18 protein-coding genes are annotated in these 22,300 nt (G+C 49.4%); 12 read left to right on the top strand and 6 right to left on the bottom strand.

Annotated elements, in window-relative coordinates; translation table 11 throughout:
* Positions 1-15: 15 nt before the first annotated feature.
* Positions 16-1,977, top strand: coding sequence for an AAA family ATPase (locus ONV78_RS17855; RefSeq protein WP_279505173.1), 1,962 nt, complete (start codon positions 16-18; stop codon positions 1,975-1,977).
* Positions 1,974-3,839 carry an ATP-dependent helicase gene (locus ONV78_RS17850; protein WP_279505171.1) on the top strand — a complete coding sequence of 622 codons (1,866 nt, stop codon included), beginning with the start codon at positions 1,974-1,976 and terminating at the stop codon, positions 3,837-3,839. Before ONV78_RS17855 ends, ONV78_RS17850 begins: the two co-directional genes overlap by 4 nt.
* 494 nt (positions 3,840-4,333) lie before the next feature.
* Here ONV78_RS17850 and ONV78_RS17845 read toward each other — a convergent pair whose 3' ends face one another.
* Positions 4,334-4,846, bottom strand: a complete 513-nt coding sequence (locus ONV78_RS17845) for a PD-(D/E)XK nuclease family protein (protein WP_279505168.1) — start codon at positions 4,844-4,846, stop codon at positions 4,334-4,336.
* 10 nt (positions 4,847-4,856) lie between these two features.
* The gene (locus ONV78_RS17840; RefSeq protein ID WP_279505167.1) at positions 4,857-5,258 is read right to left on the bottom strand and encodes a CFI-box-CTERM domain-containing protein; all 402 of its coding nucleotides are present in this window, start codon (positions 5,256-5,258) and stop codon (positions 4,857-4,859) included.
* A gap of 583 nt (positions 5,259-5,841) precedes the next feature.
* Here ONV78_RS17840 and ONV78_RS17835 point away from each other — a divergent pair.
* From ONV78_RS17835 to ONV78_RS17795, 9 genes are all read left to right on the top strand, one after another.
* A complete protein-coding gene (locus tag ONV78_RS17835) occupies positions 5,842-6,054 on the top strand; it encodes a hypothetical protein (RefSeq protein ID WP_279505165.1) in 213 nt (70 codons plus the stop codon).
* A 145-nt stretch (positions 6,055-6,199) separates the two neighbouring features.
* On the top strand, positions 6,200-6,667 hold the full coding sequence (locus ONV78_RS17830; protein WP_279505163.1) for a DUF6484 domain-containing protein: 468 nt from the start codon (positions 6,200-6,202) through the stop codon (positions 6,665-6,667).
* A gap of 21 nt (positions 6,668-6,688) precedes the next feature.
* The gene (locus ONV78_RS17825; protein WP_011400721.1) at positions 6,689-7,150 is read left to right on the top strand and encodes a DUF4150 domain-containing protein; all 462 of its coding nucleotides are present in this window, start codon (positions 6,689-6,691) and stop codon (positions 7,148-7,150) included.
* A gap of 36 nt (positions 7,151-7,186) precedes the next feature.
* Positions 7,187-8,251, top strand: a complete 1,065-nt coding sequence (locus ONV78_RS17820; RefSeq protein ID WP_279505160.1) for a DUF2169 domain-containing protein — start codon at positions 7,187-7,189, stop codon at positions 8,249-8,251.
* Positions 8,252-8,256: 5 nt separating this feature from the next.
* Positions 8,257-9,615, top strand: coding sequence for a hypothetical protein (locus ONV78_RS17815; RefSeq protein WP_279505159.1), 1,359 nt, complete (start codon positions 8,257-8,259; stop codon positions 9,613-9,615).
* A gap of 25 nt (positions 9,616-9,640) precedes the next feature.
* The gene (locus tag ONV78_RS17810) at positions 9,641-10,435 is read left to right on the top strand and encodes an immunity 49 family protein (RefSeq protein ID WP_279505157.1); all 795 of its coding nucleotides are present in this window, start codon (positions 9,641-9,643) and stop codon (positions 10,433-10,435) included.
* Positions 10,436-10,459: 24 nt separating this feature from the next.
* Positions 10,460-11,638, top strand: coding sequence for a hypothetical protein (locus ONV78_RS17805; RefSeq protein ID WP_279505156.1), 1,179 nt, complete (start codon positions 10,460-10,462; stop codon positions 11,636-11,638).
* A 30-nt stretch (positions 11,639-11,668) separates the two neighbouring features.
* Entirely contained in the window at positions 11,669-12,619 is a 951-nt protein-coding gene (locus ONV78_RS17800) for an AHH domain-containing protein (RefSeq protein ID WP_279505154.1), read from the top strand.
* 27 nt (positions 12,620-12,646) lie between these two features.
* Positions 12,647-13,246: a DUF1629 domain-containing protein gene (locus tag ONV78_RS17795; protein WP_279505152.1), complete on the top strand. Its 600-nt coding sequence runs from the start codon at positions 12,647-12,649 to the stop codon at positions 13,244-13,246.
* A 257-nt stretch (positions 13,247-13,503) separates the two neighbouring features.
* On the opposite strand, the gene ONV78_RS17790 is transcribed toward ONV78_RS17795, so the two are convergent.
* The 4 genes from ONV78_RS17790 to ONV78_RS17775 are packed head-to-tail and all read right to left on the bottom strand — an operon-like array spanning position 13,504 to position 21,324.
* Complete coding sequence (locus ONV78_RS17790; protein ID WP_279505151.1) at positions 13,504-14,577, bottom strand: Wadjet anti-phage system protein JetD domain-containing protein; 1,074 nt, start codon at positions 14,575-14,577, stop codon at positions 13,504-13,506.
* Positions 14,577-19,151, bottom strand: coding sequence for a hypothetical protein (locus tag ONV78_RS17785; protein ID WP_279505149.1), 4,575 nt, complete (start codon positions 19,149-19,151; stop codon positions 14,577-14,579). The genes ONV78_RS17790 and ONV78_RS17785 overlap by 1 nt, the downstream gene beginning before the upstream one ends.
* Entirely contained in the window at positions 19,138-19,926 is a 789-nt protein-coding gene (locus ONV78_RS17780; protein ID WP_279505147.1) for a hypothetical protein, read from the bottom strand. Before ONV78_RS17780 ends, ONV78_RS17785 begins: the two co-directional genes overlap by 14 nt.
* Before the next feature lie 21 nt (positions 19,927-19,947).
* Positions 19,948-21,324, bottom strand: a complete 1,377-nt coding sequence (locus tag ONV78_RS17775; RefSeq protein WP_279505146.1) for a hypothetical protein — start codon at positions 21,322-21,324, stop codon at positions 19,948-19,950.
* Between the two features lie 138 nt (positions 21,325-21,462).
* On the opposite strand from ONV78_RS17775, the gene ONV78_RS17770 reads away from it, so the two are divergent.
* Complete coding sequence (locus ONV78_RS17770; protein ID WP_279505145.1) at positions 21,463-22,275, top strand: WYL domain-containing protein; 813 nt, start codon at positions 21,463-21,465, stop codon at positions 22,273-22,275.
* Positions 22,276-22,300 lie beyond the last annotated feature (25 nt).

The raw sequence follows: 22,300 nt of genomic DNA, 5'->3' as shown, positions 1-22,300 counted from the left end.
AAAAGGTAATCAGGGATGAAAATAGAGAAGATAAAGCTACAGAATTTTCGTTGTTTCGGGCATGAGGCGGTCGAGCTCAATTTCGAGGAAGAGCTGACGACACTTGTCGGCGGAAACGGCTCTGGAAAGACGGCAGTGCTGCAAGCTGTGTCCCGGTTGTTTGGTACATCATCAGCACAGCGATCGGTACAGCGTCGTGATTTTCACATACCTATTGACCGGCAGGAGCTGCAGTCTGGCGACAGTCTGTTTGTCGAAGCGATACTTGCCTTCCCTGAACTGGAAGAGCAAGACGCTTCTCCTCTTGATGCCGTTCCGGAGTTCTTTAATCAGATGGCGGCTTCCGGTGAGGGAGAGCCCCTTAAGGCCCGGATACGACTACAAGCAACATGGACGGATGACGGTACGCCGGAAGGAGCAATCGAGGAGGATATACGCTGGATAAGAGCCCAGGATGATAATTTTGAATGGAATGACTGTTCCAGGGTTCAGGCTGTAGAGCGCTCTTCAATCCAGTTTATTTACTTACCGGCAAATCGTGATGCGACGACGCAGGTGACCGCACTTCTAAAGGGGCGTTTATGGCAGGCTGCCAAATGGTCGACAGCATTTAGGGATGCAAGCTCTAATAATGCCGGTCAGATCCAGAGCAGTTTTGAGGAGGAAGAGCCGTTAAGGGTCTTGCTGGGGCGTCTTTCAAGACGGTGGCAACAGGTCCATGAAGCCGATACAGACAGTCAGCCGCGTTTAAGGCTTATCGAAAACCGTTTTGAGGAGCTTGTTCGTAAAGCTGAATTTACGTTTACGCCTGATGAAGAAGGTCAGGAGCGCGGTTTGTCCGAGCTGAGTGACGGTCAGCGCTCTCTGTTCCATATTGCACTTACAGCGGCAACGCTCGAAACCGAGCGGGAAGCTTTTTCTTTGCCTGCTGATGCCAGCTCATTTGAACAGGATAAGTTACGCCGTGTTCACCTAACAATCCTTGCCATCGAAGAGCCTGAAAATAGCCTTTCACCGTTCTTTTTGTCTCGTATTATCAGGCAAGCGAGGGAGATAGGCGCACTACCTTCCGCACAGGTTCTGCTATCTAGCCATTCACCGGCGATTCTGAGCCGAATAGAGCCGAATGAAGTGAGATATCATCGTATGGATCGAGGCACCCGATGCTCCTCGATTCGCGAGCTCACCTTACCGGAGGATGGTACTGAGGCAAGTGTATATGTCAGGCTGGCCGTAAAGGCATATCCCGAACTTTATTTTGCGCGATTTGTAATCCTAGGTGAGGGAGACTCAGAGCGAGTAGTTATTCCAAAAATTGCGGAGGAAATGGGGGTTCCCCTTGATCCATCATTCGTTCCCGTCGTTCCGCTCGGTGGGCGATTCGTAGCGCATTTCTGGCGGCTGCTGAATGATCTTGAGATTCCACATGCCACATTGCTCGATCTTGATCTGGGGCGCAGGCATGGTGGGGCGAACGCCATGAGGAGTTGTCTTCAGAATCTGGCTGATATTGGGAGCGATTGGGGGAGCAGAGGTAGTGCAAATGCTGCTCAGCTTACCGACCAACAGCTTTATAAAGAAGGTCCGCAAGGTCAATGGCTTCAAGCTTTCAATGAGCAGGGAGTTTTCTTTTCCGCTCCCATTGATCTCGATTTTGCCATGTTGCTTGCCTTTCCAGCCGCTTATCAGGTTGCCAATTCAGGTGGCAATGGGCCCAAGGGTAGTGCTGACGCTATTCAGGCCAAAAAGGTCAGCACGCTGAAAACAGGTGGTAATCCTGACCTGTATACCGCGCATTTTGATGATGCTTTTAAATGGTATCCGTATCTGTTCCTGAGCCGCAGTAAGCCGGAAACTCATCTGGCGGCGTTTTCCCGTATCGCGGAAGGCAATGTTGCTACGTCCGCTCCTGCTGAGCTGAAGGCTCTCATTGAATACGTTACGCATAAACTCAATCTGTCAGGAGAGGATGAATGACCCGCGTAAGCAGACACGACTGGGTACCTCAGGGTGTCGATCTGCTGGAAGACAGAGCGTGGGAGGCTTTACGTGAAACCGATAGCAGCATCCTTGTGACCGCTGGTGCCGGTGCCGGAAAAACTGAGTTTCTGGCACAGAAGGCGACTTATCTTTTGCAGACAGGTATTTGTCCGGCACCCAAACGTATTCTGGCTATCAGCTTTAAAAAAGATGCCGCCCGAAACCTCGCCGAAAGGGTTGCAAAGCGTTGCCCGAGGGATCAGGCACGGCGCTTTGATTCAATGACTTTCGATGCCTTTACCAAAGGACTTCTGGACCGGTTCCGTCCTGCCATACCGGAGCCGTTCAATGCTCCTAGCACTTATCAGATTGTTACGCCGAAGCGTGGAGATTACGAGAGTTTTCTTCAACGCCATGAGTATTATGGTTTGAATGCGAAGTGGTTTGAGGATGTGCTTGCAATAACAGATCTGCCTGTTGATACATCAGATGGTTCTACGTCCAGCCATGCTTTTGCTGATTACTGGCATGAACAACTTTTCGGGGGCGAGGAGATATCTCTATCCTTCCCGATGATAAACAGGCTTGTAAAACTGTTGCTTCAGGAAAATGCATATATCCGCCGGGCCTTACAGGCAACATATCCCATCGTCTTTCTTGATGAATACCAGGATACCACCTATGCCCAGTACGACATGCTGCAAACGGCATTCGATGGTAACGATGCTGTCTTTACGGCGGTTGGTGATGATAAACAGCGTATCATGGGATGGGCGGGAGCCATGGATGATGCGTTCGATCAGTTTGAAAACGACTTTGGTGCCAAGCGCATCACATTGCTTTCGAACTGGCGCTCGCATGTGGATCTGGTTCGTATTCAGCACGAGATTGCCCGTCGGATAGACGACAATGTGGAAGAAGTGCAGGCACAAGGGACCCGTGAAATCGAAGGTGAGGTTTCTGCTATCTGGCAATTCCGGAGCGCAGATGACGAGAACAATTATCTGGCTGAATGGGTGAGCCGTGAGGTTCAGTCAGGGCGTGTTGCGCCACATGATGTAGCGATTCTGATCAGGATGTGGGCGGATCAGGTAGAGGGTGAGATAACCCCGGCTTTTGGTGAACGAGGTCTCAGGATCAGAAATGCGGCTCGATCAGTCGGTGAAATTCAGATACAGGACCTGCTTGGTGAAGAGCTGACCGGTATATTCGTTCCTTTGCTCCGCTTGGGAGCGACGGACCGAAGCCCGGAAAACTGGGAGCAGGCTCAGCAGAACTATCTGTTTCTGGAGGCTGCCGATCCGGATAACGATCTCACGCAGGAGCGGTTGCTGGTCAAGCTTGAAGCATTTGTCCGCCAATTAAGGGCAGAGCTAGCACGTCGTCAGCCTGATCCAGATTCGGCGAAAGTGATTTCAGAGATGCTCCTAGAATTTGTCGGTCCCCAGGCGCTGCGGCAATCCTTTCCCGCTTATCAGCGTGAAAGGGATTTTGAGAGGGTGTGGAGTGGATTTGTCACACTCCTGAAAGAGTGCGCAGAACATAGCAGTAGCTGGACGGAAGCACTGGATGAGTTTGAGGGCATTGGTCAAGTCGCTTTGATGACCGTCCATAAAAGCAAAGGTCTTGAGTTCCATACCATGATATTTTACGGACTCGATAATCAGACTTGGTGGAGTCTTACGCCGCAACGGGGTGAAGAGCTAAATACCTTTTTTGTTGCCTTTACCAGAGCAAAGCAGCGTGCGTTTTTCTCCCAGTGCGTTGAGCGAGGGCATGCTATTGGCTGGATACAGCAATTATTGGCCCCGGCTGGAGTTGAAACCATAGATGGTACGACTATATTGGGTACTACGTGAGCATGGTTAAGGTAATGCTCTCCAAGTCCATCCAATAGAAGTTTCATGTCTCCTTGGGCCGTTGTTTTCTTCCAATTCGGGCAGAGAGTATCGGCTCAAGCCTGACGTGGTATATTTATTGTAGCCGCTAAAATTCATCTTCAGTTCCAACGCGCTTCATAGTAGGAACTCATTTCGAACCGATTTAGACACAGCTTGGCACGTCATAGGGTGCTGCTTAGCGTTCAGAATCGGACCAGCCGATAATGAAATTCACATCTACTGTGGCTCTTGCTGTACCCGTGTAGTAGGAAAGCATATGCCCTCCAATCAACACATAGGGAGCAGGGTTTACGGGCTTTTGGCCGAAAACCTATGGGTACAAGAGGGCGGGAAAGTTGAAAACCGTAGGTTCCGAGTCGGACTGATAATTGAACTTCTGGCTGTTAAATGAAGTGTATTCGTCATACATCGCCCTCTTTCTTTCTCTATATCTCTTCCGGAACCAAAGGTCATCAATGATGATGGGCTTGGCTGCAATCTAGTTTGTATGCGCATGCGCCACATTTAGCGCGGTTTGGCTTCGCTGGCATTTTCATTCCAGCTTTTGCTTGCCGAGCTATTTCTATAAAGATTCCAACTTCGTTGTAGAGCTCTTTATCACTGGCGGGCAGGTCGATATACCTCTCAGTTGCATCAGTACGCACTAATACTTGAGTCACCCTGTAACCCGCGCCTCTAGCAGCTAGAGCTGCTACCTTTGCCTGGACGATATCGCTTTCGTAGATGACTCCGCGTCGGGATTTGTACTCAACTGCGAGGAATCCGCGGGCAATTCTGTAGATAAGATCAGGCTTTCCAAAGACACCAAAAGACCTGTTAAAGAATGGCTTAGTTTGTCGACCTCTATCAATCCATACTAATTTACCATCGATGCCGAGCGGATCCTCATTCTTGAGTCTGTAAGCAACCCTACAAACTATCACGATAAGCGCGCTAACAATTAATAGGAGTATTATCTCAAACATGGCGACTCCGTTAACTAATCGTGTTCAGTATGCGGTCAACGATTAGCTTCAACACTTTGCTGACGATGGGGTGTGGCCTTGAGATTCGAACAAGAGCTGGCGATAGGGTGTAGTAGATAGAAATGAGCCTTCTTCCATACCAGGTTTTTGATAGCTTGAGATCTCTATATTGCCGTAGAGCCTCAGTTCGGGGGTCATCAATTCCGTAAAGATGAGTTGCGACAAAACAGCGTTTGTCCTCCGCTTTCTTACTGAACTCTTCATGCTTGGCTTCACCTGCCATCTGGCGGGCAACCGCAGAAGTTGTGGGAGTTGAGCCCTTCGCTTCCAGTTCCAAGTAGTGAGGGCAAAAAGCAGCCCTTCCAACTCTACTTGCAGAAACCATCTCATTACTTCGCTTACTCTCAGGCATCGTGAAAATCTTTCTTTCATTTAGGGGATTTAAAAATAGAGAAGTGCTGACTTATGACAATGAACATAATTTTTCAGCCAAGTCTATAATTTGTTAACCTGACCCGGTTGCTTCAAGCAATGACTAAGGTCATGGGGAAGAAGTCTTACTATTTACTTGGCAATAACCCATTCTAAGTATTATGGTGCCAACAGGTTTGCCACACTACAGCTAAGCCAGAGGGCACGGGGCGATCATCGAAGTTCCGATATATTTGCCTTGTGTTTATGAATATTGCTGCCATGATAGGAACTCCCCAAGCGTTTCTTTTAAGCTTTTACCTATTAATTCTCATTCCGAGCCCTTATAGGCAGATGTCACTTTAAGGGTGTACATTTTTGTCATTGGCGGTTATTGCTGAGACAAGTTGATAGGATCAGAGTCCTAAGTGTGATATTGCTGCTTTTATTCCTATTTAGTCTCGTAAGAGATATCTCACAACAAAATGCGCCACTAGCTCATTAACGAGCTGAAAATAACTTCGTACACTTCTATCCTTTGCATCATTGCCGATAAAGACGGTAGTTATTTTTGGGGCTTTGTTATGGAAAAGCAGCGCAGGAAGTTGTTGGAAGTGATCGAAATCCTTCGCGTCTCTGAACACATCTCTCCGTTTGGGGCCGACTGGCTGGTGGATGTGGTCTCTGAAGTCGAAGGAGAGCCTCTCCCTGCGGTTGCTCAAGAAACGCCTGACTCCTATGAGTTTGAGAGCATTGAGCTGCCGCCTGTGTTGTCGAAGAAGCCTGTCTTGGCGTAACTGCACCCTGCTGCAGGCAAAGACCTGATCATCCAAACGGACTATTCTGGCAAGGCATATTGCTGATTGCGCCATTTCAATAACCGCTTAAAATGCCAAGCTATCCGATTATTGTGGATTGTCCCTGATTTAAGGAATAACGCTCGTGGAATCCCCTTTAAAGAATCCCTTCTTCAGTGGCGGCGCAGCGCCTGTGATTGGCCATTTGGTTCAGCTGACTGATGGCCGCGCGGTCGTTGATTACCCCGGTAATACGTCAGGTCCGGTCGCTGCAAAAACGATAATCACTTTATCTCCAACGATGGCGGTGGCTGGTCAAAAGTTGCTGCTTCTTTTTGAGGGAAATGATTACTCGCGGCCAATCGTCGTTGGCGTTGTAAACGAACGACTCGTCTCCGATGAGGAACATTCCTTTTCTTCCGACCGTCCCGGTCATGCTGTGGTTGATGGGAAGAAAGTCCGTTTTGACGCCCAGGAAGAGATTTATCTTGTGTGCGGGCAGAGCAGCATCTTATTGCGTGCAGACGGAAAAGTAGTGATTAAAGGAAAAAATATCCTGAGTCGCGCTTCCGGCGCTAACAAGATCAAAGGCTCAAGCATTCTTTGTAACTAATCCTCATCTAGGGAACTCATCATGGGCGTTACTGTTGGCGTTAATAATCGGTCTGTTGTGCATAAGGGCAGTGGGGGAATGACGCCGTGCTTTCCCGATGTTTGCAAAACACCGACCGGCGCGGGACCGATTCCTATTCCATATCCCAATGTGGCGAAGTCAACGGATAGCGCCAAGTGCGCAAAGACCGTTAAATGCGACGGCAATCCAGTGTGTGTGAAAGATTCGAATTTTTCCCAAAGCGTTGGCGACAACCCTGGCACCGCTGGCGGCGGGATCATTTCAGGAACACTGACGTCCAAAGCCGAATTTGTCAGTTACAGCCCCAACGTGAAGGTGGAAGGTAAGAATGTGCCTCGCGCTTTTGACTTGATGCTGCATAACAGCAAGAACACGCCGCCTTTTCCGGTCATTCAAAAGATGATCATCGCACTGCCGATCAAAACGGATATCGATTGCATTATTTGCGGTAAACCACTGTAAGGCTTGGGTTGGCGCATCATCAGGAAGCAGACGTAAATGGCGCAGCCAAACATCGTAAATCACACCCCATTTGTCGTAGAGCCCTTGTTTTTCTACGATGAGCGGAATGTCCCCATTGTCACCGTCGCAGTCAAAGCGAGCTGTGAGATTGTCGGAACGCATCACTTACGCTTCAGCGAGCAACAGGCTCCTCTGTGTTTAGCGGGTGAGTACTGGGGCGCCCCCGAAACGGCGAGCTATAAGTATGAGCCCGAAGCCGTCCCTCTAAAGTTGACCACGGATGTGGTGCTGGTCGGTCATGCCGTCCCTGAAAAAGAAGGCGATTCTGCGGTAAAAGTCGGCGTTAAAGTCGGCCCTGTCAGTAAGATCGTGCAGGTGTTCGGCGACCGTCATTGGGACAAGGTGGGGGATACATTTCAACCCACGCCGCCTCAACCAATTGAACGCATTCCCTTGAACTATGAACACGCCTTCGGTGGGCGCGATCCACGTGTTCCCGAGGGTGAGTCACAGTATATGAGCACCTCTAACCCGGTCGGAAAAGGCTATATGACGCCCGGGCAAGACTGTCTGGTGGGAATGCCGCTACCTAATCTGGAAGACCCCAGGCACTTGATTCAATCCTGGCGGGATCAGCCTTCTCCAGCGGGGGTTGGTTTCATTAGTCCGCATTGGCTTCCGCGTACGCCATTGGCGGGAACCTACGACGAAGAATGGCAGAGAACCAGGGCGCCGCTTTATCCATTGGACTTTGATCGCCGTTTCTTCAACGCGGGCTCACCGGGGCTCGTGACAGCGGAATACCTGAGTGGCGGCGAAGACGTCGTCGTGATCAACGCATCGGAGCGGGGCGCTTTACGGTTTGCGTTGCCGGGATTGGCGGCGCCCCGCTGCAAGTTGTCCTTCCATGACGCCAATCATGTGGAAATGGAATGCCGGCTCGACACCCTGATTATTAATACTGACGAGCACCAAGTGTATTTGATCTGGCGCGCTTACGCCGTTGTCCCCGAGGGGCATCAGCATGTCGCCGGAGTGAGCCTATGGTTGCCCAGGGTTGACGTCCTGGCCGGACAACGGCTCTCAAAAGGGGAAGGCTGAAAACTATGAGTCTGACGAAAGCTGATTTTCATCGAGAGTTGTTCCTGGAGCATCTGGAAGAGGCGTCCTTTTTGTACTCGTCTCGTTTGGCGTGGCGAGATGATCGGGAGCTGTCCTGGGTGGACACCCTTGACCTGGAAAGCCGGCTGGATGCGCATATTGAAGCGTTAATCGATGGCGAAGAGGAAGCGAAGACGCTCTGTCTGAGTCGCATAAAAGGAGCCGATGTAGGCGAGCTATATGCGTTAACCAGCTACCTGTGCAAACTCCAGGATGGAGCGGCGTTGACAGGGTTATGGCGCACGTTGATCGATATCCTGGATTATCCTCCAGAAGAGGAGGAGGACGAAGCGGACCAGGACGCTATCGACAAGATTATATCCGTCGCGGAAGCGCTGCGAGTTTATTACCCGATGGCATGGCGTCAACGCGCCGCCGCCTTGCTGGAGTCTGAGCACCAAAAGTTATTCCCCATCGTGGCGCCCGCCATCGCGCAAGCGGGAGGCATCTCGCGCCAGGGCGCGGAGAACTTACTGTCGACGTCCGGTCCGGAGCTATTGCCTCGCGCAATCCGAATTGTCGCCGATAACGGCGATGCGGGACATGTAGCGCTTTTACACCCTTATCTACAGCACGAAAACGACGAGGTTGTAGAGGCGGCTGGAATTGCGTTACTGCGATTAGGGCAGCGGCAGGTAGTGACTTCCGTTAATGGCAAAACTGCTGCGTTAGCTATTCCTATTGCCCTGGCGGGAGTGAGGAAACAGACTGCCCAGTTACAGCAACTCGTTCGTGATGGTCAGGTCTCATCCACTATCTTGATCGCATTAGGACTGGCGGGCGATTTAACCTCCGTAAACCTCTTGTTACGGGAGCTGGGCGATAAACCCTTTGCGCCGGATGCGGCGCTGGCATTGGAGTTGATGCTAGGGGCGGCCCTTTATCAGGAAACGTTTGTGCCTGAACAGTTCGCGAAAGAAGACTTATTTGAACACGAGCTTGAGGCTTTTCAAGAAGGTAAGTCGCCACAACACCCAGAGGGACGGGAGTTCGGCGTCACTGTCGATCAGCTGTGTCAGGAACCGGCTCAGTGGCGCGAATGGCTGGTACAGAATGAAAGCCGGTTTGATCCGTCTTTGCGATATCGAGGGGGACAACCATATAGCGCACAAGCCGTTTGGAGCGGGCTCTGCCATCGCCGAACGCCCCCTCAGGTACGACAGTGGTTGATGGATGAGCTTGGCATTCAGTTTGGTTTGCGTCATAAGCTCAATATCAATGACCCCGTGTTACGGCAATCGAAACAGCTACGCGATCTATCCGGGTGGGTGAGAGAGCAATCAGTCGCCCCCACATGGGCGTGAATATTTAACGAACAGGAAGCCTGCAATGTCATCAAACTACCTTCCCATCGCGATAAAAAATACGGGAATGTCGCTGGAAGATATCGTTCCGCATCTCCCCAAGGAAGAGCCCAAGCTGCAGTACTATACATACACGTGCACGCTATTTCGTCGCCTGGCGGCGGGAGAGCTGCTGATTACCGATAATCCCAAGCCCTTCTACAAGCAACTCTGCCATAGCGCAAACGCTTTTATCTACTTCCTGGAGAGGGCTCCTGAAGAGGAGCAAGCCGTTTCCTTAGCCTTGCCCTTTTTCGATGCGATCGCTTGTGGATATGAAGAAGGCGCCCGACGGATTGCGGAATTGAGTACGAACAAGCTCAATCCACGGAAGGAGTACGAGGAAGAGTTTCTCTACACTCGCATTCTGATGGAGCACTTCTACCTGCAGACTGATCCGAAAAAGATTGAAGAGAGGCTGGAGGAGTTTTCTGGATATAGCGACGATAATTACGACCCTCATTATGCGCTATGTCAGGCGTTGCTGGATAAAGATCAGGTTGCCTTTGACGAGGCATTGAAGGAGTGCATTCAAAAGCGGCTGGACGATATAGAGAAGATTGACGCCGACAGCATGGACCCCCATGTATCCGCCGAGGCCGCGACAACGGCCCATGTCTCCACCGAAGTGCTGGCGTGGCTCATCCTGGCTGAGCGGCAGGGACTGACGACTTCGGAAGAAGTGAGCTTGGCTCCGTCCACCGCCAGACTCCTTCGCTTGGCGGAGTTGCCTCAAAGAGAGGAATGGAAAGTGGTCGCCCGTTACCGGTCGCTGACCTGATAAAGCGGTACTGAGAAGGTGTCAATGAGTCAGAATCACGATCAGCTTGCTCCACTCTGGGTCACAGGCCTGGGGATGATGTCCTGCGTGGGCTATGGCGTAAAGAACAGTTGCGCCTCCGTGCGCTGCGGAATTTCCAGGTTTGGTTCCGTGCCTGGTATTACCACCTATGATCCAGATGAGATGAGTGCGCCTATTCCGGGGGCGCCGGCGCATACCCTAACGCAGGGATATGTCCAAAACGCGGCATGGTTGAGGTTGGCGCGCATCGCGATGAAAGACTTGATCGCCTATGCAAAGCTGCCAACCCGGGACCATGCATTTTGGCGACAAACGGCGCTTATCTGGATTCTGCCCGAAATAACTTACGAGAGATTTAATTGGCCCGAGGATCAGGTAGACAACCTCTTGCGGGAATACTGCCTGAAGCCGCTCTGCGAAAGCCTGGACTTGCCTCTGTCTACGCCCGCGCAAGGGTTTGTTCGTATTGGCCATGCGGGGGCGGCGCATGCAATGAGGATTATTCAGCGTTCTCTGGAAGCCAGCCCTTATGAACGCGCCATTCTGTTGGGCGTTGACTCTTACCTGGACTATCTGTGTGTGACGCAGCTGGATGAAGAGGCGCGTTTGCTGACGGCGGAAAATGCGGCCGGCATGATCCCAGGAGAAGCGGCAGCCTGCGTATTGGTCGAAACCAGTCGAAGCGTTCAAACGCGCACAAGTTCGCCTGAATCAAAAATCATGGGCGCGTCATTTAAACCGTTCCCCGATAAGTTGGAGGCTGAAAGTGAACAGGCGGACGAATCAGAAGAAGTGGTGACGCCAGCGGTCTGGCGTATGACCAAAGCCGGTGAAATGGGAATGCTGTTGGCGGAGGCGGTCACGGAAGCCATTGCTTCCGCTGGCGTCTCGTCCTTCCATGGCGATGTCGTTATCGACGTTAACGGGGAAAATTGGCGCTCTATGGCTTGGGGAACGGCAAAGTCGCGGCTGGCGGGTCCTTCCGGGATAAATTGGGAGGCCAGTAACGAAATCGTCCCTATGAGTAGTTGGGGGGATATTGGCGCTGCGACCGGGGTGGCGGGACTTTGCATCGCTTCAAGAAGCTATGCGCGTCAGTACGCGTCTGGTCCTTATACGTTGATATGCTCGATATCTGAAAACGGGGATGTGGGCGCCATGGTGGTGAGTAAGAGCCGTTGACTGTAACAATCTGGTCGAGGAGAAAGAATTATGGCGAAAAAGAAAAAAGATGAACCAGAAGGGCATTTTGGAGATGCCTTGCTTGATGATCTTCACGAACGTTTGCAAGGCACTACGGAAAACGGAGCCTGTCTGGTTTTCCATGGCTCGGCCACTTTCATTGAATTCAGGAATAAATTTACCTGCAATTATCGTTATCAGGGATATGAGCAAGCGAAAAGCCATACCGCCATCAAGAACACCTTGCATGGTTACATGACCGGGATTGAACATGAGCGCAGCAAAGCCATAAAAGACCGGGGACATATTGTCACCTCCGCGTATGAGACAGATAGCGGAGGAATGAAGCCAGGCGCTTATTGCATAGACTTGAACTTCCCCAATAAAGGGGATTGGGATGTTGGCGGCCCTGACAGAGATATCACCCGCCTGAAGTATAATGGTCGATCTACCACAACGATCAAGAAAGGCCATAACTTCACCAGGGAAACTTGGCCCTATTGGAACAACGCTCACCACCTGATATCCAAAGGCACCTTCAAGAACATGATCCTTAATGAAGGGCCTAAGATAAGTAATATCATCCAGAAAGCGCTACTGACGGCGAAATACAATATCCACCACAAGAAGAATGTGCTGCTGATGCCTCAGGATAAAGAGGTGGCTCAGATACTAGGGTTGCCAAGGCATTTGGTTCTCAAAGAGGAAGACCAGCAAGAGGTCAGTAAACAGTGTACTTCGCATCCCATCTATGACCGCTTGGTGAGAGAAACTAAGAAAGGCTTAAGAGATATTTTGGGTGAATACAGGAAGATTTGTGATCCGGTCAAGGATTATCCAGACGGACATCCCATTCCCGACGTGAACTTGGATAAGTCGAAACTTGAAAAGCTGTCTGAGAAGCTGTTAAGACTTATTTTAGGCATGTCTCCGGGCGCGCCGCTGGATCAGCAAGCCCACAGAAGGATGTCAGGCTCTTGATCTTTACCATTTTTGAGGAAAGTTATTTTGGATTACTACTTTGTTGATGAATATGAACGCTTGGACAGGGACTATTGCTTTATCGATTTTCCGCCGAAGGAAATACACCTCCAATCTTGGAGGTTGATGGAAGGCGCTCCAATCTCGGAAGTCTACCCAGAGGATATCGGCGTCACGATGAGCAATGAGTATCCAGGCCGCGTCCTGACTGACTTTATTGCAAATGTCGAGCTGTGTTTAATTGTTAGTAAAGCCGTGAAAAAAACCATGGAAAAGGTCAACCAGGGCCCGATTGAGTTTTTGCCGCTCTGGATCTACAACCATAAATCACGTTTGGAGTCCAAAGACTACTTTTACGTCAATCCGTTGGGGGCATACGATGTGCTAGACCTTAACAAGTCGGGTGTGGACTATTACGAAGACTCAGAAAAGGTAGTAAGCGTTGATTGGTATGTGCTGAGCCGCAAAAAACTTAACCAGCCAAATTTGCCGGATATTTTCCGGATAAAGGAATGGCCCAAAGCCTATGTCATCAGCCAGAGAATGCTAGAGGCTCTACAGGCCATGAATCCTGCCCCTGTGAATCTGGTGGTAGAGAAAATAGAGATACATGAGGATGTTGAGTGACGGCAAGAGCTGGCCAGGAACTGAATATTAGCCATGCTGGTCTGAAAAAGAATAGAAGGATATTTTTTAGCCACCCTCTTTGAGGGTGGTCTAATCTGTAGAAGTTCAGACCTAATCTGATCCTATTCCTCAATTCCTTCCTCTGTTATGGAAACCATGTACGTTACGCAAAACGGGTCAGCGCATGCAATAGTCGGATATTGACATAAATACAGGCACCCTCATGAAGGATAGGTTGATTGCAAAACAATTGCCGCCTAACAATGTGTGTAAGGGAGTGTTGCATACTTCTCGATATCTGAAAGGCTAACAGATTCTTGATCAACGGCTCGGCTCTCGCACAAATCAAGCATTTGCTGCACTTCCTTGTCTGAGCATTGCCAAATATTTTGGTTTGGTTTAGCGACCAGCTGGTTATAGGCATGGTGGTTGTCAGTATTCTCTATCATGGCTCGCATGGGATGGTAGAGCCCGCTAAGCTTGAGCTGGGAGATCTTAGATCTTAGTCGCCAGTAGATCTGAAAACCCTCGCGGTCAAAGTCGCCCCAAAAAAAGATATCAGAATGCTGAAGCAAACGCTCAATCGATGGCGGAGTTCCCTGACGCACAAGAGCTGTTAGCCGATTATTCTCCTCTATAAGACTTGCGAGTTGTCTGCCGTACTCATTGCCGGAACGAGAAAGCCCGTAGCCAAATGTTGCGACCCAGGCAATTTTGCCTCCCATGCAGGTCTGTAGCGCTGCCTCCATGGCCTGTGGATTTTCCACCAACACCACACACTCTGGCGCGCTGGGGCCTGCAGTGATGATATAGGAAGGTGAGCCGATAAGCAGATCAATGTTAATACCAAACTTGCGAAGTATGGGAGATGGAAGCGCATCGAGCAGCTTTGAGCTGCCAAGAAGATACTTGGCGCTTACCAAATACCGAGATTGCCCTTTTAGTTGCGGGAGGTCCTCTCGTAAGGCCAAAAGGCCTCTCAAAAGGCGCTTCATATCGTCTCCAGCCCACCCTTCCAGATTATCGCTCAGTGTAATCAACATTTCTTGAGCTGAAGGATCGATTCCCATGTCATGCATGAGGTCAATCCAAATCTCTTCACATGGTGAACGCACTTGTTGAATTGAAAGCGCAACGCGCCCTATGGGTTCACCTCGATGCCAATCTCTACAAGTCACTTCTCCGGTATCGCGTAACATCCTGAGGCCGTTGATAACCTCATTCCGATGAAGCCCTGTTTTGCTGCACAGGCGCTCGACCAGGCGATCACCTTGAACGGATGTCTTTTTGCCAACGGACAGCGCGTTTCTCAGCCTACTAACAGCGTCCATTAGCTGACGACCTGTGGTGGTGGAATACGGCGGATCTGCGCGGTGCGCAGAGCCATCTCATCAGAAGTGCCTTCACGGAAGCTCACCCAGCCTTTACCACTATCTCCTGTCTTACCATTACCTTCGTTCTTGCCAATTATGAACACAGGAAACTTATCAAAATCATTCTGGTAGTGGGGGTTATGGATGAGTCCTATTAGCTGGAAACTTCCTCGTGTACTTTCGATGCCAGCCATAGAGCTATCAATGAGTTCGCGATTTGATAGGTTTGAAAATAAGCCATCGATAAGCATGATATTAACGGACATCTCTCTAGCCTTTTGTTGCGAGCGGCGTGATGAAAGGCGCTTAGCTTCTCGCTCTATGGCGAACTCAGCCAATCGAATTGCCCACATAAGCGATAACGCGGCTTTCTGACCTTCACTAAGATTTTCATTGAACTCATGCTCGTCGCCGGCACCGCGTATTGAGGTGTTTACGTAGGTGATGGTTGGCTGAGAAAAGATTGTTTGGTAAAGCTTCGTTCGAATCAAAGAGCGTAGTGACTCGTGGTAATCTTCATTGTCTTCTGAGCGCGTTCCTTGTTTTTCACGCTCACGTCGCTGTCTTTCAAGGATATCTATTTCCTCGACAATACCATCCATCAGCCGCTGTATTCCGGTTCTATCCAACACCTCGGCTTCCACGTTGAAATACGAGGTGTGTTTACCGCGGTTGGACCCGACAACTGAGCGTAAGATCTCAAGATCCAATGCGGCATATTCAATAAGGTGTGCGAGACGACTACTTACTAACTGCCGAGACTCTCTTTCGGAAGATTCATATTGGTGTAACAATTCTTTGGATCTTGAGAGCTGTTCCAAAATGCCCTCGTAAAGCGTTCGCACTTTGGGTATATCCGTGACACCATTAATTTCATTCAGGGTTTGAACTTCGACTGGCTTTAGGCCGGAGGGTGAATTGGTAACGCCTTTGGCTAAGTCCACAAACGTCTTACCTTTTCTTAGCAGATCATCTTTTACCCTTCCTAAATCGCTTGCTTTGCGATCGATATCGATTTCTTCCAGTTCACCCGATAGGGCGTCTGCAATAGCTTTGACCGCTTCGGGCTTGTCTTGAATGTCTGCATTGACAAGTTTTTCACATTGTTCAATTAAAGGATCTTCGTTTAAGTCAATATCGCTGTTGTTGGTGGCATCCGCGCTTAGCTTGGCTACCTTTCGATATCTCTTAAGTGCTAATAGCGCTAACTTATCGATACTCTCCATCGCGCTACGCAGTTGGGGAACGGACTCAGATAACTTGTCCCGTTCAATACGCGCGGCGTCACGTTTTCCTTTCGTTTCTTCGATCTGACGGGAAACCTCCCCAAGCTGCTGCGACAGCTTATCCACTTGGTCTTCACTGATGCTGTCTAAATAAGATTGTGCTCCGTCAAAATGTTTGTTGTAGGCATTACGATCCTCGGCAGTAGTGACCTCATGGAGAAGGTCGCGGTGGCGTGTATCAAAATTAGCCATAAATTCAGGGCCGCCTTTCTCGTAAAACGAGCCAGCACTGTTAAGCATGACCGCTAAATCGTTTGGCAAAATCCATTCAATCTTTTCGCTCAGGGTAGATATCTGCTCTTCCAGTTCGGACTGTTGATTTTGTCGCTCGGAAATTTGTAGCCCGTAAGTCTGAATATCAGTGCTCAGATCAATCAGGCGTTTTTGTAGAGAAGTATCCTTTTTTTCGCCGCCAAGTTTTACATAGCTATCAGCAGATCGAATTATGTCGATAACTTGCGGACTCGTGTGCTGACGAAGTTCTTCTATCCTGAATTGGCATTTCTCGAGTTCTTGATTTACCGTTTCGAGCTTTTCGATTTCATTGTCTTGTATGGTTTTTAAAGCTCGGCGGGCTAAGACTACCGACTCGCTATCATCACCTATTGATGTTGACTCGTTTTGAAGGGTTTCGATGGTGTTTTTTACTGTAGTAATCTGAGTATCGAGCGATTCCTTCTCGCGCTCAACCAGCTGGGGGTCCAGCAAACAAGAGACTGATCGAGTGATTACACCAGCAGTGGTCCCCACCATCAGCTCATCATTGTCGGTATGTTCGATCGGTGCATTCTGACAATATTCAATAAGGCTGCGATAAAGGAAAACCGGTACCTGAGCACCGAACTCTGCTAACGCTTCCGCTGCTTGTTGCGCCTCGAGTTCAGTAGCGAGCACTGGTGCAAATAGCACTGCAGAGAAAACGCCCAACACCTCACGTTTGCGCTCATACGCTAGGCCCAGCTCATCAATAACATGATGCAGAACTTTGTATGAAATGTTTTTCTTGCTTAAGCGATCTAGCGCGCTGCACGTAGACGCGTTTGCTGCAATTCGCTCGTTTTCAAGGGTTTCACGTTGCTTACAAAGGTCGTTTAGCAGTGTGTTTGAGTGATTCAGTTCAACAGCAATCTCGGCTCGACGGGCGCTTATATTTTTCAGCCATTGTTCTGGAGAAACGATTTCAGAGACGGTTTCTCTAAATCGATGGAGGGCACTTACGCCTTCCTGATAGGACTCCTGCTGCTGTTGCAACTTCGAAAGCCGAATCTGTTTGGTATCGAGCTCAGTCCTTAGCTTATTTTCCTTTCCTTCCGGGGAAACATTACCGAATCGTTCAACGAAATGCTCATAGGCGGTTCGATGTTCAGAAAGCCGTTCCAGCGCCTGACTTGCTTTGTCACGCTCTCCTTGAGCTTCTCGCAACATACCCTGCGTCTTCGAAAGGCCTGCAGTGCATTCTTTTAGTCTGGAAGAAATAGCGCGCATTGACTCAGAAAGACGATTCTTCTCGGCCTTTTTTTGTTCAAGAGTTTCTGCAGGTATACAATCCTTACCATACTTAGCGACATAGTCCTTCCACGCTCCATAGTGCTCGTTAAGTTGTGCTTCAAGAATGGAGAAGTCATTCATCGCTTTGCGTGCGAAACTGAGCTTATCCCTTACGATGACAGCCGTTTCCCTCGGTGATTTAAGCTCTTCCTCACTAAACAGGCCTGACTCGACTAAGCCCGTATAAAGACCTTCGTTTGTTTCCATTCGGGTTTGCTGTTGTTGAAGTCGAAGCTGATCTTGCCGTAAGCGCTCAAGTTTATTATCGAGGTCACGCTCATCTTGTTTTAGTTGCTTGAGATCAGCCTCATGCTCCACGTACAGCTGGCGGTAGGGATTGGTATCTGCGCAGGTATCAAACCAATAAACTGCATCCTCTAGGTGGTTTATGGCTGTTTCATTAGTTAGATCATGTCCCATTGAGGATGTGGCTTTCAGCAAGGCCTTTGCGGCTTCGATTGAATATGATTTTCCCTTACGCCTGCCACCGTGCAGGCCATCATGTAACTTGAGGTCGCAAGGAATATCAATAACTTGCGAGCTTTCACTGCCCTCGATTCCGTTTCTCTGGGCCTGCTCATTTACATGTTTTGTTTGTTTATCAAGCAGTTTCGCCAACCCTCGGTCCAACACCCGGACTTCGGAACGTCCAGGCTCAATCACGAGCTCTCTGGCGACATCACCCACTAACCCATCAGGTAGAGATAACTTTGGCACTCCAAGCAATCGCCCTTTACCGACCAGCTCACTCAATACTTGAACATCACGTTGTATTTTCGCCAAGTAGCGGTCGTATTCACGCTGCTTTTCTTCCACCTCATCGGCGACATTCATTACTTTGGCAAGCTGTTTCACACCTGCCTCTAGCTCATCGGTCTCCGCGCGCTTTGCGGCAGTGTCCTGTTTGGCCTTTACGGTACTGAAGACAGAGCGCTCTACTGAGTCTTCAAGGCTCACCTCTCCTTCCTCGCCCTCCCGGTCCATTATTCCTTCCATAATTGCGGGTGCTAACACTTTGTAAAAGAAGACCTCAGCGTAGCTCTGACCAGGTCGAGTCTTTATTTCATACAGCAAAGCACTTTTGTCCTGTCCGCCTCGTTTCTGGAAGTCCGTCATTTGGCGGATAGTCGATTGGGGTAGATTAACCTTCAGTGCCAGCGCCTCCTCCCATTCATCTTCATGCGGGCTCATTACCAGCCCGGGAAGAGCCTTTCGGTTTTGCACAAATTTTTCATTGCTGAGTAGGGTTCTTTGATTTCCATCATTTGTGCCAATAGGGAGCTCTTCTAGCCTGCCCTTGTAATAGTAATAATTCACTCCCTGGTCACCCAAGTAACCGTACATACCGAAGACCCAGTGCTCGCCATTCACTTCATTGCCTTGCGCGGTAATGAAGTCGGATTGTCCTGTATTAGCCAATGGCCTTATCAGCTCGACTTGTATGTGCGACCAAGTTCCCACAGATTTCGGGCTAAATTTCTTTTTGGTGCGACTTACCAGAGTATGATCACGAGACAGGACGGCCAGCATGGCCTCAGCCAGAGTAGTTTTACCGCCTCCATTGGTGAGATTTACCGCTGTAGACTGTCCCCGAAAGTCCAGACATTCGTAGCGAAAGCGCGGGGACCACTTTTTGCGCTTGCCATCGCCGTAAAAGTTCAACATGTTGCTAATGGCTACGCGGTTAATCAATCCCATCAGTCAATTCCTCTGTGTCGTTGTTTTCACTGTTAGGGGCAACAATATTCACTATGTTATCTAGGGTGTTATCGATGGGTATGCGTAACGATTTATCGTAGTGCTCAGCAATTTCATATGCTCCCAGCAAGGTTTGTTGGTATTCGTTCTTTTCGGATTCTTGAATGAGGCCAGCTGCTGTCATCAGCTTTAAAAAGGCGCTAACTCGACGGGATACATCCTTTCCTTTTTCGCCATCAAGAATTGCAACGACTTTTGATGATGCGCCATCACTGAGACCCATTTGTCGAATGTGAGCAATATGCTCCAGCACGGACTCCTCAAGAACCTCTCTTGAAAATGTCGCATCAACATAGCTGGATACCTCAGAAACACCACGGCCAGCCCTGGTATAGATAAGGGACAGGTAAATCAGCCAAATGTGTAAAAACCAGACTGCTGACGCCTCTCGACTGTCCTTGCCGCGGATATTCATCTCTGAGTAGACCCGTTCAGTTGAAAGAAAACTCGAAGTAGAAACCTCGCCACTTCGTGCCAAAATCCATACTCGACCCGCCACAGCAACACCACGAGTGAGATCATCAAACTCCACCAACTTGAACCCTTGTGGAGCAAGAAATTCATTAAATCGTTCCAGTTGATCGATTGACGCACTTCTTAGGATCGAGGCAACTAGAGTTTCATCTGGCCTACTTTTGCGAAGTTGCGGTTTGGATTCGATGGAGCGGTGTTTCAGTAAATAGTGATAAACACGACCAATTTCTTCCATTTCCACGACGTTAACCCTCTCTTACTATTAAGAATGGCTTCTTAGCCAATGTAGAATAAGATCATCCCCTTCAAGCCGGTTACCATCTGGGAGCTGAATGTCCAAAGCGTTTGGTGCAACGGAGACGGCTAATTCGCTGTCTGTATCATCTAGCCATTCAGGGGAAGCATAAACGCCAATAAGTTGTGGTAATGCATCGAAATCCTCAACAGTGAGCCACCCCTTTTCTACGGCTGAGCTTAGAGGGACTGGACCAGCGCGTAATTGGGAAAGAATCTCTTCACGGTAGGCGGAAAGGAAGCGCTCAATAAGAGAAGGGAGTTCATCAACAGCTTCGTCATCAAAGACGAGAGTGGTGTTGGAATCTTCTTCTTGCTGAAGGCTGAGTATTCCCGAAAAGTCCAAAGGTGAAGGAGCGGCGATATCTGTGCTCCAAGGGCCTAGTCCGGCGATACATAGCTCTGTGATAGAGTCTGAGCAGGGATGAAAAGCAAGGCCAACGGCGGCTAAATCAAAACGCACGAGCCCAATGACTTCGCGTTTGGATGATGCCAGTACCGATACCAGTTTCTGAAATTTTCGACTGAGTCGTTCAATGGCTTGCAGGATCTCTGTGAACGATTGGGGGATAGTGTAAGGAGTGAATGAAATACCGGCCTCAGTTTCTAGCCAACGGGAGTATTGCTCCTTCGTCTGTTTGGTATTGAATTGTTCGCTGGCAGCTTCAACGGAGCTCTGGACCTCTGTGATGACTTTCATGTAGTCGTCTCGGTGCTCAGCGAAGTCGCTCAGCAAATCTTCCATATGCTGACGCTCCAAGAGCAGGGTGATCTCTTTTGAAAAACGACGGATTTGGGATATCAGTCCCTCGGCTAACTGCGGAACGTCGGCATACGCACCAAAGTCTATAGCTCTCTCCAACTTGCCAGCATCATCTGCAGCGTAGAGCCAGTTTTGTGCGGCCTGAGATAGGAGGACCGCTCTTGTACCTGATGTGCTGAGCCGGCACCTGTCCCGCCGATTGGTGTTCTTGGGCCACTCTACGAGGGCCGTTTCACGCTTATAGGTTTGACGTTGTTGCGCACCGTTCTCACCATCCCTGAGAGTAATAAGTCGAGTGGGAGTTGCTAGGTAATTAGCCACGAAAATAATGTCTTCGCGGGTAACATCATGCAATTGAGTGAGTTCGCTGATGATTCCTTCTAGTGGTACCCATGCCTCATTGCTTTCTAGGTCTCGTTCATACAAATATTGCAGTAGCCTAGTGCCAACATCCAGCCAAAGCCCCGTACCCGCTCCTCTCCTGCGTTCATCTGGCGAATAAATACTCCCTCCCACTGTACGATCGGAATCGTGCAGATCGAGTAATCTTGCGGTTGACGCCAGTAATATTGGCCATTCCATGGGTGTTGCCGAGCCTCTCATTAGGGTCTAGTAACTAGATTGTGTATTATCTAATTGATTGATGCAATATATCGGTTCACAATAAGAGCCTGTAAGTAATCGCAATAGCGCGTATGAATTAGACCTTATTGAGTCAACATGACGACAACAGCATTAAAAAAGTGGGAAGTGCAACGCCGTCTGGAAGAGATTGACAGGCAGCTTTACTGGGCGGGTAGCGTAGGTCGGACAGATCTTATAGCTCGTTTTGGGATATCCCCGCAGCAGGCCTCTGCCGATCTAAAACTTTACCTAGATAGAGTAGGGCAGACTATACGTTTTAATGGCTCCATTAAACGTTACGTACCTACGGACACGTTTAAGCCTGAGTTTATTCAACCCTGTATCGAGGATTATATTGGTTGGGCCGGAGAAATTGGGCATGTGGTAACCACAGTTCCTCTTCCGTTTCGAAGTGCAAGTATGACGGTATTGCAAGCGCTTACGAAGGCCATACATCAAAGACGGTCAATCGAAATACGCTACAGATCACTAACAACCCCAGAGGGAACAGTTCGTAGAATCACCCCTCATAGTATCGTGTTTACAGGTACTCGTTACCACGTTAGGGCCTTTTGCCACCGCAGCGAAGAATTCCGTGATTTTGTTCTGGGGAGAGTTATTGAGACATATACTTTTGGTGACGCGGGGCGGGGAAAAGAAAAAGATGATGCCTGGAATACGTTGATTATCGCCCGTGTAGGCCCTCATCCTGAACTCACGGCCGCTCAGCGCACTGTAATTGAGGCGGACTATGCAATGGTCGATGGTGAGGCGAAGATTCATATCAAGCAGGCCTTGCTGCTCTATCTGCTTGACCAATTCAACTTGTTTGAGCAGAAGAGCGACCGGCCTGCAACAGTTCAACAGATTATTTTACTGAATCCTGAGATACGTCAGCTGTCTAGGTGAGGGCTAAATTCATCCACGAGTTGAC

Origin of the sequence: Hahella sp. CR1 (genome assembly GCF_029813005.1) — a bacterium.
Classification (GTDB): Bacteria; Pseudomonadota; Gammaproteobacteria; order Pseudomonadales; family Oleiphilaceae; genus Hahella.
This window is presented reverse-complemented; position numbering and strand designations above follow the sequence as displayed.